We start from the raw sequence: 14,265 nt of genomic DNA, 5'->3' as shown, positions 1-14,265 counted from the left end.
CAATGACTATCAAGGTAGACGGCAAGACTTATGCGGTAAGCGTAATCAATTCAGCAGGCTCTAGCAATGGCGATTCAGGCTCGACGGTGTTTAGCGGCAACGGTGTAATGATACACTCGACAGGCGGCAAGCCGTTTGTAGCGACTTGTACGCTCCGCGTCAACCTTGACGCCGCAATTAATGCGGACGACTTTTCATCAGCCCTGGCCAGTCCCAGCTAATTGTCATCTGCTAGAGCATAGATATTTTACACCACAGACTTAATGATGGCTGGATGGCACGGTCCAAGCACAAAGGCAAGGGCTCTAGCACTGGCAAGAAGAACTCCAAGAGCGCGGATTTGCTCCGCAGCCAGGTCAGGGACTATGAAATAAGCCCGAGTCAAGATGTCGAGTCGCTTATTTCGCAGATGGCCGGCTCCGGTGGCTTTGAGTCGCGCAATCTGGCAGACGGAGTAGACATTCTGAGGCGGATGCAGGGAGAGCAGGGCTGCACCAAGTTCCTCTCATTTGTCGGCGCTCTAATGTCGACGGGGTGCAGGGGAATTGTCCGAGACATGCTCAAGCGCAAAATGTTCGACTGCGTGATAACCACGTGCGGTGCGCTTGATCACGACGTTGCAAGGACTTTTGACAAGTATTATTCTGGCGACTTTAGGATGGACGACAGGATGCTTCTTGAGCGCGACATACACAGGCTTGGCAATGTCCTCGTGCCATTCTCAAGCTACGGCCCGCTGATAGAGTCCAAGGTACAGCAATGTCTGGAGGAGATGTACGCTCAGGGCAAGCGCGACGTGGCATCATACGAGGTTGTCGACTATATCGGAAGCAAGCTGGACGAATCGTCTTTTCTCTACTGGGCTCACAAGAACCAGATCCCGGTCGTCGTCCCGGGGATTGTTGACGGGGCGGTGGGAAGCCAGATATGGTTCTTTTATCAGCGCCACAAGGACTTTAGAATCGACATTCTCAAGGATCAGTCCAGGCTGTCCGACCTTGTGTTCGACGCGAAAAAATCAGGGGCTTTTATGGTCGGAGGAGGCATTTCCAAGCATCACACCCTGTGGTGGAATCAGTTCCGCGGAGGCCTGGACTACGCGGTTTACATCACGACCGCGCCGGAATGGGACGGAAGCCTGAGCGGCGCACTGGTGGCAGAGGCTATTTCATGGGGCAAGGTCACCCAAAAGGCGATGCAGACTACAATACATGGCGAGGCGAGCACTCTTTTGCCCTTCATTTATGCTGCGCTTGCAGCCGGCAAGAACTGAGTGTCCGACAGAGCTTGCAAAAGAATTTTATCCTTTTCCCTATCTCCGGCGCGAGACTGCCGGGTGGACGAGTCTGACATACTGAAACACTTGCTTGCCGCGGGGCGGCAGGCCGCTCAATTTCTAAAGGAAAACTCTGGCACCGCGCTTGAAGTGACCAAGAAGACTGACAATTCGCCTGTCACCAGGATAGACAGGGAGTCGCAGGAGATTATCGTCTCGTACCTAGGCAGGCAATTTCCGGATATTCCGGTCGTTGCGGAAGAGCTCGATCCGCAGCTAAACAGGGCGGCGGCAAAATCAGCTGGAAGCAGCCTGTATTTTGTTGTAGACCCGCTTGACGGTACTGCAAGTTATGTGCACGGGATTCCGTTTTACTGCACTTCAGTGGCGCTATGCAGAGGGCCGGACGCCGTCGCGGGAGCCATAGTTGACCCCAACCATGGCGAGGAGTTCACAGCAATTCGCGGTAGCGGTGCTTTTCTTAATGGCAGGAGGATAGCCACTTCAAAGCAGACGGAGATGCAGGAGCTCTGCCTTAACGTGAACCACATCAGGTTTCCGCAGGAAATTTATGAAAGGGTGAACAGGAACGTCCTGAAAAAGATAAAGCGTTTCCACAAACTCGGCAGCCTGTGCCTTGAAGTCTCGTACGTGGCAGCCGGCCGCCTTGACGGGACTATTAACAATGACCTTTCAATGTGGGATATTGCGGCTGCTGGCCTGATTGTTGAAGAGGCCGGAGGGATTTGGTCCGGCCTTAATGGAATAAAGCCTGCTTATCCGGTGTTTGAAAAAATGGACATCTGTGCAAGCAATTCGAATGCGGTGCACAGGATGCTAGTCGAAGCTCTCGGCTAGTTGACAATACGGGACTTTGTGCCGCAAAAAAAAGCGGCGGCTAGGAGCTGGGCTCGATTTTGACTGACAGTATACGCGCAGCGTTGGGATCGACGGGCTGGTCCTGGTGGGCAGCATCGTTCATTGTTTGAAGTGCCGCTATCTTGTCAACGACGTCCATTCCCTGAATTACCTTGCCAAACACCGTGTACTTGCCGTCCAGGAAAGTCGAGTCCTTTAGCACGATAAAGAACTGCGAGCTGGCGCTGTTTGGATCCGCAGAGCGGGCCATCGACACTATGCCTCTGGTGTGGCTGATTGAGTTAAACTCGGCGTTAACTGTCGAGTTTGCGCCGCCTGTGCCCCACAGCTCGCGTGGCTTGCCGTCTGGCTTGGTGTAGGGGTCTCCGCCCTGTATAACAAAGCCGGGGACTATTCTGTGGAATATGGTGCCGTCATAGAAGCTGCTGTTTGCGAGCTTCATGAAGTTGTTAACGTGGTTAGGCGCTGCGTTGGGGAAGAATTCTATCTTGATTACGCCCTGGGTGGTGTTTATCACAGCAACCTTGTTCGACGGTGTCATCAGGTTGCTGTTATTGCCACTGCTTGTAGAGTTGGTGGAGCCGGTTGTACTTTTGCCATTTGACTGCTGTGCCACAGGCGGGTGTGGAACATAGTTGTGATTGACCTTGTACACGAATACGCCGAATACTAGACCGTTCTTGTCATTGTTGAAGCTGGGCGAAGAATACACGAGTTCCAGGGGCTGGTTCTTGCCGCCGGCAGGATACTTTACGTGCTTGCCGTACAGACCCTGGTAACCCGCCGAATAATGAGGACTCAGGTTGGAAATCTGTCCGTTAGCTCCAACCTGCGCATAATATAACGGATCCCAAGGCAGCATCTTGCCCAAAAGCGTGTTGTTCCAAAATGCAGGCGTCGGCGTGAAACCGTCTTGCTCGATGTACTTGCTCTCGTCAAGGCCACCGATTCTAAAGAACCACTGTTTCTTGGACTCGTCTCCGCCCTGCCCGAGCGAATACACCGGGACGTCGACCTGGCTATGGGTTCCGTTAGCAGAAGTCTGGTTTGCCTTGCCAAAGAACTGGAGCCTCGCAACGCCGTATATCAGAATATAGTCGGTGTGCATGTCCTGCGCCAGTTTGACCCCTGTCTGCTCGTCAGAGCCTAGCATTCGAGCGATCTGTGCAATCCTGGTTGAGTTGATTGTAGCGTTATCTGCGAGCGTCTTTTTGTGACCAAGCGTCGTTATCCAGTACCCATAGTCCCACCATGAGGCTACGACCGCATTCTTGTCGGTGTTTGTAGCAAGCCAGTTCATTGCGTCTGGCCAGTCGTTTGTCTGGAGCCGGTAGCCAGTTCCGCCGTTTGCAATAGCAGCAGGCACGTCGGCTGCGCTTACCCAATTGGAGTTTGCTGGGAAGAACATAGGGATGGTGAGCATGAGAATTATGACGATGACATACGCCGCCTTTGTCACCAAGCCTGATCCGTATGCGCTTGGAGCTTGGTCGACCTTCTTCTTTATCTTGCCCGGCGCCGCGCTGGCTGTTGCCTCGCGATACTCCAGGATGCTGCGGGTAACCTCGTACAGCCCCATCCCCGCAAGCACAATGATTCCAATCGATGCGAATACCAGCAGTCTGGCAAAGGTCGCGCTTACATATACTCCCGTGATGCCTAGGACGAGCGCAAATATGCTGACGTCGTCGCGTCGCCGAAACGCCATCCATACGCCGAGACCGGCAAACATTATGAGGATAGAGTAGTCTGTAAAGTAGTCGGCTACGGTCGGGGTAAAGTGTTCTGCCACGGAAGCCACTAGCTGATCGTTTACCTGGTTGAACGGGTTGACCGCCTTGAGGTATCTGAGCGAAGGAGAAACGTACGCGCCGACTCCCAGAAGCAGGCCGCTTGCTATGATAAACACGCCAAGCACAATGAAGCTGTTCCTCAGGTTGTGCTCCGGCTTGCTGAACCTGCGGACAAAGTAGGCGGCTACCAGGAATATTGTTCCTCCGATCAGGGCAAGGCCTGGAAGGCCTTTGACATAGGACATGCCGGGCCTCGGGAAAGCCGCCGCGGACAGCAGCGCAAAGATGGTGAATGCTATTGCGACCATCATTGGGATTTTCAGGTCTTTTCTAAAGAACGGGAGCGCAAGGAAGAAGATAGCCAAGGGGATGCTGAAGTACTGTATCCCTCCCCATGCGCCGTTGGCAAGGCCGAGGAGCAGTCCTCCGCCGACAGCCTTGGCGATAGCGTACTTTGCTTCCTTGTGCTTCATTGCGGAAATAAACAGGTAGACCGCAAGGAGTCCAAAGAACAGGCCTAGCGGCTCGGATTTAAACCATCCCAGGTTTCCTCTCTGGATGATTGCAGGGCTGAAGGAGAACAGGAGCGCAGAAAACAGCCCCGCGGTTGTGCCGCCAAGTACCCTTACGAGGGCGAAAACCACAATGACGGTAAGCGATCCTACTACGACCGGGAAGATAATTACAAAGTCAAGCAGAGAGCTGCCGCCGCCAAACGCCTTGTAGAGGTAAGCGGTAGTGATGTGCAGTGCCGACTGGGATGTCGCCGCCACATCCCTGCCTTCAGGATACCAGGACATGTCGTCATGCCATGTCAGGTATGCGCCGACGCCGTGATCAATTATGTATTGCGTGGCGCGGTAGTCAAAGTACGGGTCAAACTCGTTTAGATAAAAGCCGTATTTTGCCGGATATGACCTCATGATAAACGCGGTAGTAAAAGAAAGCGCCAAAAGTCCGATAACCAAAAGGTGACGCGTCTGGAAATCAAATTTCCCTGCACGGAACAGGGTAGTGCCGCCTTGCAGCATTGCAAAAACGATGGGTAAATTGCCCTTTTTTAAGGTACTGGCACGATTTACTATAGACCGATAATGCAAATCAATGGCAGGCAATCAGTTTCTGAGAAGTGGTCAGGTCGGGAAAATAGGAAACAAAGGAGGGAGTCTTGGCTTTGACTGAAGTTACGCGCCCGGCCTGTTTAGGCAGAAGCGGACTTCTTCTTTGCCTTTGTACTGGCTCCCTTCTTTGCAGATTTTGCTTTCTTTTTTGCAGCCATCTTCCTTTTACAATAAATGTCGATTGTATTTAAGAGTTTAATTTTCCGGCTGGATTTTTTTCCTTGCGCGCTTTCACTCTTGGTCCAGGACCTGAACCGAACACACCTCGACAAGATCTTTGAATTTGGCTGCATCGTCTTTCGATCCAACAATTGCTCCGTAGTGCATCGGTATGGCCAGCTTTGCCGGCTTGATCTTTTCATTCACTGCTCGCGCAGCTTCTTCCGCGGTCATGACATAAGTGCCGGAGACAGGAACAAGAGCAATGTCCGGTTTTACCGAACTCATTTCAGGTATCTCGTCGGTGTCGCCGGTGTGATAGATCCGCAGCCCGTCTAGCGTCAGAACATATCCCACTTTACGATCCGCCTTTGGGTGAAAGTTCTTGTTGGTGTTGTATGCCGGCACTGCCTCTATCTTCACTCCCTTCACCTCCAGCCGGTCGCCGGGGGCCACTCCTTTAACCTCCGCACCAAGGTTGGCCTTTTGAAGCTGCTCGACGCCTTCTTTCGCGCTGACAATTACAGTGGAATTGTCGTGCTTTACCACGTGCTTCAGGTCCTCGACGCTCAGGTGATCAAAGTGATTGTGGGAAACAAGTATGAGGTCCGCGTCGCTTTTCTTGTGATGTCTAGAACCAAGCCGGTACGGGTCGATATACACAGTCTTGCCTTCTGCGATTATCTTGAAGCCATCATGGCCAGTCCATTGAAATGATATTCCGCCGTGTTTGTACATCTAAACCTGCCTCAACTGTACCTGTCTGCTGAAAATTTAAAGATGATCATCTTGCTGAGGGTTTGCTATCAGCAGGCGGTCGCTGCTCAGAGTCAGCACGAGTACACGGTTTGATATAAGACGCCTTCGAAGGTTCGTATCAATCGTCGCGACGGCGCAGTTATTTGAAACGGCGTAGTCGATGATCGAGTCGTCGACGTGTGCAGCCTTTGGCAGCGAAACGATCTGGAACCTTGCCCTGCAGAGTTCCGCCGCGGTCTTGGCAATCATTGACCGCTTTGGGCCCGCCTTTTTGTGGAGCCGGTCCAGCTCTTCTACGACAATGTCCGGAACAATGATGTCAATTCTGCCAAGCTGCGACTCGACCCTGGTGACCTGCTTTAGCGGCTTGGCTGCAAGGACCATCAAAAAGCTAGTGTCGCAGAGTACCCGCATTAAATCATCGTCGAGGCGCCATGTAAACTAGACCGCGATTCCCGACCCGATAAGACGCCAGCGGTCCGCAATTCTCCTGCTGATTGCGACCCTGCTTTCCGGCATGAGCGAGACAGGCTTTTTGAGCTTGACTTCCATCTTGCCGTCGCGGACGTTTGTAACAAGGCCGGCTGCAGCCGCTGTCCCTATGTTGAGCCGCAGCGGCTCTTTTGCCTTTACTGGCTCGACCCTCACAAGTTCTTGTGTGCCTACCGCGGTATCAAAAAGATGAATCTCTACCGTGACATCGTCGACGTCTTTCGGGAGTGTTCCAGGCTTGCCTACAACAGAGCCAATAAGCGAATCGCTCTTTGTCAGTGCTGGATCCAATTTTGTGCCGATCGCAACGAGGCCGCCAGGCTTTACTGACTCGACAAGGCCTGCGCCTGTGCCAAGCGTCGCAATATGCGACGTGACCGGCTCGAACCTGCCCTTCTTCTCGTCATGGAGCCCGGGCCGGATTTCTATCTCGTCGCCTAACTTGAACTCTCCCTGCACAAGGGCCCCGCCGATAATGCCGCCCTTTATCTGCTTTACAGCCGTGCCAGGCTTGTTGATGTCAAACGATCGCAATACGTGCATTATTGGCTGCGCGTTTTTCGCCCGCGCGGGTGTTTTGATACTGGTTTCTATCGCCTCGATAAGCGAGTCTATGTTTAGCTTGTGCTGGGCAGAAATCGGGATTACGGGCGCGTTCTCTGCAACGCTACCTTTGACAAAGTCTTTGATCTGATTATAGTTGTCAATCGCTTCTGAATATTCTGTCAGGTCGACCTTGTTCTGAACCAGGACTATCTGTTTTATCCCAAGCACCGAAAGAGCCAGCAAGTGCTCTCGCGTCTGCGGCTGCGGGACCTTTTCATTCGCAGCCATCACAAGAATTGCTCCGTCCATAAGGGCGGCGCCGGACAGCATGTTTGCCATAAGCGACTCGTGTCCTGGGGAATCGACAAAACTAACTACGCGCAAGAGATCGCTCTTGCCGCCACAGTTGGCGCAAGTGGGTTGCGTGCTATAGCAGAGCGGCGCGGGGCATTGCGGGCACTTGTAAAATGCAGCATCGGCATAACCAACCTTGATTGTGATGCCTCGGCGCAATTCCTCGCTATGTGCGCTCGTCCAGACCCCGGTTATGGCCTCTACGAGCGTTGTCTTGCCGTGGTCGACATGGCCGGAGGTTCCGATGTTAATGCATGGCTGAAACCCGTATTCTTTGATGTACCATTCCGGCAGCGTCTCCTTCCAATGCATCGCGATAAAATCATCGACTATTTTACAAGCATATGAATCTAAGGAACGAGAGAATCATCGCGATTCAAAAAACCGAGAGATTCATCCGCTATTTCTTCGGATCTGGAAAATTACTTTTTGGCCTTTGGTGCCTCTTCTGCAGCCGGAGCAGCTTCTGCGGCCGGCTTCTCTGGAAGTTTGCCCTCGACGAGCAGGCAGTTGAGCTGGTAAATTTCCTCAGTCACCATGTTGCCCCGAACGAGTTTTCTCACCCGACCGGTTGCCCTGTTTCCAACTCCATTTGAGAGAAGGACGTATTTTTTGACGCCGCCGTGGACATCTGCACGCATGGGTGTCCCGGATTTGTCGCTACCGCCGGTGACCTTGAGCTTGCCCCCGGCAACGCCAATAATCGAGGCGTCAACTATTCCCCCAATTCGAGAGCCGATAAGAGGCTGCGCCGCTCTGTCCTTGAGTTCCTGCGTTATGCTGCCTCCCTTGGTATCGGATATGATCAGCTTGAATTGGGCCAAGCAAAAATCTGCCGGGTTTTTACGTTTAATTAACCTTTGCGTGTGGCGTCTCCTATTTCCAGCCGCAAGAATCAGTTAATAGCAACCCTGCGCGATATTCCGCATATTGGCTGAACAGAAGAGCAGAATAGAGTGCCCCCGTTGCGGCTTTGAGATGGCCGAGATTCAAACATGCCATTTGCGCTGCAGGAATTGCGGCGCCGAGCTGACCTGCTCGGACAAGGGCAGTTTCTGGTAATACTAGAAGGGCCGCTTGTCCCAGCTTAGATGAAAGTCATCCGCCATACTCTCTGCCTTTGATTTCATTATTTCAATATACTCGTCGTACGTTGCTTGAAAGCCGCAGTATTCGCACTTTACTTCCGACATCCCGTCGTTTACCTTTGCGCGCTTGCCGCATTCCGGACACCTGGCATCAAGCACACCATTAATAGCGCCAGAGTGGCATATCTGGCTTTTGCTAAATCCGCGTAGGCATCATTAATTAACAGTATAACCCAAACATCAGAATAGAATACTTGACGCGTATTGGAGACGCTTACAGATGGTTTCATGGCAGGGTGGCTGACAGACCCACCAATTTCAGCTGGGTGGTTGACGAAAAGCTCGCGGGCTGCGGGCTGCCTGTTACGCACGAGGAGTTCAACTGGGTTATCAGTCAGGGCGTGAAGGCAATTGTTACTGTAAGGGAGGTACCGCTTCCCGAAGACTGGTTTAACGACGGCATAACTTACAAACACCTTGCCGTTGAGGATTTTGGAGCGCCGACCTTGGACGAGCTTGACGACGCGGTGAATTTCATCCAATCAGAGATTAGCGCGGGCAGGCCGGTCATGGTGCACTGCGCTGCCGGAAAGGGAAGAACCGGAGTGGTGCTTGCTGCATACCTTGTCAAGACCGAGGGCATTGGCGCGGAGCAGGCGATTTCAAAACTCAGGTCAATGCGCCCGGGCTCTGTTCAGTCCGAGACGCAAGAGATGGCTGTAGCCATGTATGAAAAATTCCTAAATGGCAAGCCAAAGCCCAGTGCCTGAGTAGGATATCCCTACTCCGGGACCGAGTCGCATACCAGCTTGCCGTCCTGAACTTTGACAAACAGATAGCGGTTGTCCTTGAAGATCAGGGTCAGCTCGCCTTTGCGCTCCTCCACGTCGAGTAGCTCCTGTCCCTTGATGCCGTCAAACTTGACCATTTCAGAAGGGCTACCCTGAGTGCCTATTTTAAATTTAATCGATTATCTGCTCGTCCAGAGTCTCCAGACACCGGGCTACAAGCTCGTTGCTGCGGTTCATAATCCACTCCGGAAACTTGTCAAGCGTAAAGACGAACTGCTGCTGAAAATTTGGAGGGATGAATCCGCCGTGGGTAATCACCTGGACTACGACGTACTGCTCATTGACTGTTGCAATTTCTTCCTCCGCCGCGTGGTCCACCTCCTCGATGGTGTTCCGGTAAAGCACGACTGGCGTGCCGGTCCTGCTTGCAATTATCGAAGCCTTGCGAAGCCGGTCTCTTAGTCTGCTGCTCACGCAGCTATCAAGTGTGACCTGCTTGTTTGACAAGTTTCTTCACGGACATAGGCGAAAAGGCGTATTTAGACCAGTATGCCGACAATTGTTGACTTGCATGTCAAATCCTACTTTACAGTAGGTGTAGGATTTGATTCATGCTCCCCGTCTTGTCAAGCGAAAATGGAACCATATTACAATTTGGCAGGAATTTTGCGCGCCAATTGGTAAAAAATGACTACTCGACTGAAATGCGAAATTCCTTTCCGTCGAGCTCTATTTCCTTATAGCTGGCGTTTTGGGCCGCATCACCGCCCAGAACTACCTGCTTTACGCGCACGAGGTACTTTAGCTGGTCTTTGAGAGGATTTAGCATGCCTATTTCGTCGTCTGAAAGCCCCGCGGCATAGGCTGTTCCGAGAACTTCAGTGGGGTTGTAGCCGCGCTCCTTGCGCAGCTGCTGCATCTGCCTTGCGAGGTCACGGAGCAGCCCTTTTGCCGACAGCTCACGGTCTCTTTTGGTCGAGACAAACACGACCAGTCCCCCGCGCTCTGACGAAGCGTACCCCTCGGATGCCCTGTAGGCTATGTCAAGGTCAGACGCCGAAAGCTCAGTTGACTTGGAGGCCGGGTCTCCGTTCCCGTAGTCGAGCGTGAACGTGCCTGTAGAGGCAAGGGACTGCAGGATAACCGACCTGTCGGCGTGCTCAAAGGCCTCTGAGACCTTGCCAATGTCCGCCTTCACCCTTGGGGCCACGTTTTTCCGGATAAGCGATATCGTGACTTGCGCGGGCAGTTTGCTGTTCAGTAGGCCGGCGACCTTTTCAAGCTGCGACGCCGTCGGGATCTCCACCAGACTGTACTGCTCAGCATTTAGCTGGTTCTTCAAAGCCTCGGAAACTCCGCTTAGTCTTTCAAGCAGCCCGAGGCCTGTCCCGCAAATGAGGATTTCACTTACGGGCCACCGCCTCTTGAGTCCGGCAAGGTTTCTGGCTGCGTTTGCCAGCGATACGGCCTCCCGCAGGGTCTCAAACGCCTGCTCCAGCTCGGGGTTCTGGTATTTCTGCTCCACCAAGGGCCAGTCTTCAAGCAGTATGCTCTTCTTCTTGCCCTTTTCCTGCGACCCGATGAAAGATGCTGCGAGGTAAAGATACTCGCTGGTAAAAGGGGCGAGTGGGTGAAGCACGATATCGATCTTTTTCAAGACATGGGCCATTACCGAATAGATGGCAAGGCGCCTGTCGAGGCCCTCGGCGCTGTCGTCCCAGATTGTATTTCGCGAGAGCGGGACGTACGTCTGGCTCACCGTGTTGATAATGAATTCATCAATAGCCTTTGCGCCTTCGTGAAACCGGCAACGGGCAAAGGACACTGTGACTGACTCGACAAGTCCCTGAAGCTTTGAGAGCAGCCACTTTTCCGTTTCACCCAGCGCGTCTTTCTCTTGCGCCCATTGAACGGTATGAAGCGCGGGGTCAAAACCGTCAAAGGCGCTGTTCTGCTCAAGATACACGTGGAGGTTGTGGAGCGTGCTTAGGATCTGGTACGGGCGTGTCTTCATCTCATCGAGGCTGAAGTTGAGCGACTCTATCGGCGAGGATTTCCACATAAAGTACAGCCGGACAAGGTCGACGGGATTGTCCATGAGAAGCGACCGCGCGTCCAGCACGTTTCCGAGGCTCTTGCTCATCTTGTTGCCTTTTTCGTCAAGCACGTGGCCCTGAAAGAGAAACGAGCGAAACGGCGCCTGGCCGGAATTTCTCAGGATTACGTTTTCCATCAGCAGCGTGTACGCCCATCCCCTCGTCTGGTCGATGCCCTCGGTGAGAAACTCTGCAGGCACCAGTTCCGCAAACTCTTGGTCAGAGAGCGAAGAGTACGGCGCAGCCCCGCTGTTGTGCCATGTGTCAAGCACAAAGGGTTCGCGGCTCATCTGCGCACCGCATTTTTCGCAGGGAATTTTTATCCTGTCTATCCACGGCCGGTGGAGCTCAAAGTCGGGCCCGTCCGGAAGTTCTGATGCCTTTTTGACGATTTCCTGGCGCGAAAAAAGCGGGCTCTTGTGGCCGCACTTGCCGCACGACCATACCGGAAGCGGCGTGCCCCAGACCCGTTCGCGCGAGATGCACCATGGGTGACGTTCGCGTATTATTTCCGTAAACCGGTTTTTCGGCTGCTCAAAAAAGTACTCGACATCCTGCGCAGCCTCCAGCGGCTTTTCGCCGAGATTGTCAATGATGTAGAAATACTCCCTTCTTGCAAGCCATACCACTTTGTGGTGCGACCTCCAGCACGTGGGGTACTGGTGTTTTATCTTTCCGAGCTTTACAGATGCCCCAGCCTCCTTCATTGCCTGAACCACCTTGGGGTCAGCGTCGCGGACGAACATATTCTTGAAGGCCTCGCCGGCCTTTTCTGTAAACATGACCCTGTCGTCTATCGGCACAAAGATTGGGGCGCCCCTCTTTGTCGCAATCTCAAAGTCCTCTTCGCCGTTCGCCGGCGACAGGTGCACGAGACCACTTCCCGTCGCCGTATCCACAAACTCTTCCGCGACAACAAAGTGCACCGACCCCTTTTCCGCGAGCTCGGCCAAGCCGGGGATCATGTTCAAAAGCGGGTGAACGTAGTGCCTGCCGTCCAGCTCGCCCCCCTTGATTGTCCTTATGGCCTGATAGTCTTCCACTCGCAGCTCCTTCATCAGTTCCTGCAGCCGGTCAGAGCCTACAATCCATGTCTCCCCCAAACCCGGAATCCTCACGTAGCTGTACTCCGCCTCCGGGTTGACTCCCACCATCTCGTCCGTCACTATGGTAAATGGCATGGTGGTCCAGACAACGAGGTATGCGTCCTCGTCTGACAGCCTGACCTTGTAATAAAATGACGGATCCTCGACGGTCTCGTAGCCCTGGTTTACCTCGGCATTGCTGAGCGATGTCTGGCATGACGGGCAATACGCCACGACCCTGAACCACTCCTTGAGCACGCCGTTTTCCCATGCGCTTTTCAGGTACTTCCACTCTCGCTCGATGTAGCTGTCGCGAAAGGTCCAGTATGCCTTTTCGTAGTTAAATGACATCCCAAGAAGCCTGTCCATGCTGACCCACTTCTCGTTATTTGCCTGGATAAGGCGCTTGCATGTTTCGACGATTTTTTCTTCCCCGACCCTCGAAATATTCTCCGACTTGCTGCCGGCCAATCCAAGCTCCTTCTCTGCAGCCAGCTCGACGGGCAGGCCCTGGGTATCCCAGCCGGCCCTGAATACCACCCGGGCCTTTTGCAGCGTCCTGAATCTGTACCAGAGATCCTTGATAATCCGGCCGCGGAGGTGACCGGCGTGGGGCTCGCCGTTCATTGTAGGCGGCCCCTCGATAAACCCGACCGGCTTGCTTGATGCAAGCTCGTTTTCAAGAAGTGCCCTCAGTTCAAGTCCGCCAAGGTACGACCTTACCTCGGTCTCCATTGCCTTGGCATCAAACTTGGGGCTGAATTTAATCAACGCGGCTGAGACGATTTTTCCTGCGTTTATGTTTTTGGCTTGGAAATGCCGACCATTGGGGTGATGGATTTTTGATGTTTTGTGGCGAAGAGCAGGAGATTGTTTAATAAAATGTTCTAGAATATTCAGCTCCAATGATGGATTCGTCGCAGCTCGGGAGCGGGGCGGCCCACATTTGCGGGGGCAAATCTTGAGCGTCGCTGTTACCCACCTGCGCCACGAATCGTGCAGGGTCTGCGGCTCGGACGAGATTATCTTCAACATACGGATAGTCCAAGAAAAGGAGGTCAGGGTCAGGTTTTGCAATGCGTGCGGATCATACGACAGGCTATAGCGCTGCCCTGGCGAGACGCCCAATAGGCTTATATTTTAACCAGCGAGCAAATGCCGTAATATTTGACCTCGCTAGTACGCTCCCTCAAACCAGGCAAGAACCCGCCCGATGAGATTAATGTGGTAATAGAGATCCCAAAGGGCAGCAACATAAAGTACGAGATAGACGACTCGACAGGGGCACTTTTCGTTGACCGCAAACTATTCACCGCAATGTTTTACCCTTGCAACTATGGCTTTGTTCCCCAGACAAGGGAAAAGGACGGAGATCCGGTCGACGTCCTTGTGCTTGGCGAGGATCCCGTAGTCCCTTCAGCAGTTATTAGGGCAAATCCCGTGGGCGTTCTTCTTACGGCAGACGAGGAGGGAGAGGATGCCAAAGTGGTTGCAGTTCCGGTTTCAAAGGTGGATCCAGCTTTTTCCGGCGTCAAGGATATCGGCGACGTCCCGCAGCACATCCAGGACCGGATAAAGCACTTTTTTGAACACTACAAGGAACTTGAAAAGGACAAGTGGGTCAAGGTGACAGGCTGGTCTGGAAGCGCGACTGCCAAGAAGAAGATTAGCGAGGCAATAGAGCGCTATCGCAACGAAGAAGAATCAGGCAAGTAGATTTCTGACCGGCCCTAGAATCGCCTGATAGACCAAAGATCGACGAGGCTTAAAAGTCTCTCATGTGTTATGACTGGTGCCCAGAACGACCGACCACATCAACCCGTAAC

16 protein-coding genes are annotated in these 14,265 nt (G+C 53.2%); 7 read left to right on the top strand and 9 right to left on the bottom strand.

Annotated features, from left to right (window positions below; genetic code table 11):
- The 3 genes from ABI361_10595 to ABI361_10585 form a co-directional block, all read left to right on the top strand.
- Positions 1 to 221, top strand: a 221-nt coding sequence (locus tag ABI361_10595; protein ID MEO9321112.1) for a hypothetical protein, incomplete at its 5' end; no start/stop codon positions are given.
- A gap of 53 nt (positions 222 to 274) precedes the next feature.
- Complete coding sequence (locus ABI361_10590; GenBank protein MEO9321111.1) at positions 275 to 1,273, top strand: deoxyhypusine synthase; 999 nt, start codon at positions 275 to 277, stop codon at positions 1,271 to 1,273.
- A 63-nt stretch (positions 1,274 to 1,336) separates the two neighbouring features.
- On the top strand, positions 1,337 to 2,134 hold the full coding sequence (locus ABI361_10585; GenBank protein MEO9321110.1) for an inositol monophosphatase: 798 nt from the start codon (positions 1,337 to 1,339) through the stop codon (positions 2,132 to 2,134).
- A gap of 40 nt (positions 2,135 to 2,174) precedes the next feature.
- On the opposite strand, the gene ABI361_10580 is transcribed toward ABI361_10585, so the two are convergent.
- From ABI361_10580 to ABI361_10560, 5 genes are all read right to left on the bottom strand, one after another.
- Positions 2,175 to 4,979, bottom strand: coding sequence for a peptidylprolyl isomerase (locus ABI361_10580; GenBank protein MEO9321109.1), 2,805 nt, complete (start codon positions 4,977 to 4,979; stop codon positions 2,175 to 2,177).
- A gap of 321 nt (positions 4,980 to 5,300) precedes the next feature.
- Positions 5,301 to 5,966, bottom strand: a complete 666-nt coding sequence (locus ABI361_10575; protein ID MEO9321108.1) for an MBL fold metallo-hydrolase — start codon at positions 5,964 to 5,966, stop codon at positions 5,301 to 5,303.
- 36 nt (positions 5,967 to 6,002) lie between these two features.
- On the bottom strand, positions 6,003 to 6,401 hold the full coding sequence (locus ABI361_10570; protein ID MEO9321107.1) for a PIN domain-containing protein: 399 nt from the start codon (positions 6,399 to 6,401) through the stop codon (positions 6,003 to 6,005).
- A gap of 27 nt (positions 6,402 to 6,428) precedes the next feature.
- Entirely contained in the window at positions 6,429 to 7,691 is a 1,263-nt protein-coding gene (locus ABI361_10565; GenBank protein ID MEO9321106.1) for a translation initiation factor IF-2 subunit gamma, read from the bottom strand.
- A 110-nt stretch (positions 7,692 to 7,801) separates the two neighbouring features.
- Positions 7,802 to 8,203 carry a S6e family ribosomal protein gene (locus ABI361_10560; protein ID MEO9321105.1) on the bottom strand — a complete coding sequence of 134 codons (402 nt, stop codon included), beginning with the start codon at positions 8,201 to 8,203 and terminating at the stop codon, positions 7,802 to 7,804.
- Between the two features lie 106 nt (positions 8,204 to 8,309).
- Between ABI361_10560 and ABI361_10555 the strand changes: the two genes are divergently transcribed.
- Positions 8,310 to 8,441, top strand: coding sequence for a hypothetical protein (locus ABI361_10555; protein MEO9321104.1), 132 nt, complete (start codon positions 8,310 to 8,312; stop codon positions 8,439 to 8,441).
- A gap of 2 nt (positions 8,442 to 8,443) precedes the next feature.
- On the opposite strand, the gene ABI361_10550 is transcribed toward ABI361_10555, so the two are convergent.
- Complete coding sequence (locus ABI361_10550; protein ID MEO9321103.1) at positions 8,444 to 8,626, bottom strand: zinc-domain-containing protein; 183 nt, start codon at positions 8,624 to 8,626, stop codon at positions 8,444 to 8,446.
- 95 nt (positions 8,627 to 8,721) lie between these two features.
- Between ABI361_10550 and ABI361_10545 the strand changes: the two genes are divergently transcribed.
- The gene (locus ABI361_10545) at positions 8,722 to 9,237 is read left to right on the top strand and encodes a dual specificity protein phosphatase 23 (GenBank protein ID MEO9321102.1); all 516 of its coding nucleotides are present in this window, start codon (positions 8,722 to 8,724) and stop codon (positions 9,235 to 9,237) included.
- Between the two features lie 11 nt (positions 9,238 to 9,248).
- Here the strand turns inward: ABI361_10545 and ABI361_10540 are convergent, their stop codons facing one another.
- From ABI361_10540 to ileS, 3 genes are all read right to left on the bottom strand, one after another.
- Entirely contained in the window at positions 9,249 to 9,395 is a 147-nt protein-coding gene (locus ABI361_10540) for a hypothetical protein (GenBank protein MEO9321101.1), read from the bottom strand.
- 34 nt (positions 9,396 to 9,429) lie between these two features.
- Positions 9,430 to 9,765: a hypothetical protein gene (locus tag ABI361_10535; GenBank protein ID MEO9321100.1), complete on the bottom strand. Its 336-nt coding sequence runs from the start codon at positions 9,763 to 9,765 to the stop codon at positions 9,430 to 9,432.
- A gap of 184 nt (positions 9,766 to 9,949) precedes the next feature.
- Complete coding sequence (ileS, locus tag ABI361_10530; GenBank protein ID MEO9321099.1) at positions 9,950 to 13,207, bottom strand: isoleucine--tRNA ligase; 3,258 nt, start codon at positions 13,205 to 13,207, stop codon at positions 9,950 to 9,952.
- Positions 13,208 to 13,400: 193 nt separating this feature from the next.
- On the opposite strand from ileS, the gene ABI361_10525 reads away from it, so the two are divergent.
- Positions 13,401 to 13,544: a hypothetical protein gene (locus ABI361_10525; protein ID MEO9321098.1), complete on the top strand. Its 144-nt coding sequence runs from the start codon at positions 13,401 to 13,403 to the stop codon at positions 13,542 to 13,544.
- A 62-nt stretch (positions 13,545 to 13,606) separates the two neighbouring features.
- Positions 13,607 to 14,155: an inorganic diphosphatase gene (ppa, locus tag ABI361_10520; GenBank protein MEO9321097.1), complete on the top strand. Its 549-nt coding sequence runs from the start codon at positions 13,607 to 13,609 to the stop codon at positions 14,153 to 14,155.
- Positions 14,156 to 14,265 lie beyond the last annotated feature (110 nt).

This window comes from Nitrososphaera sp. (genome assembly GCA_039938515.1).
Taxonomy (GTDB): Archaea; Thermoproteota; Nitrososphaeria; order Nitrososphaerales; family Nitrososphaeraceae; genus Nitrososphaera.
This window is presented reverse-complemented; position numbering and strand designations above follow the sequence as displayed.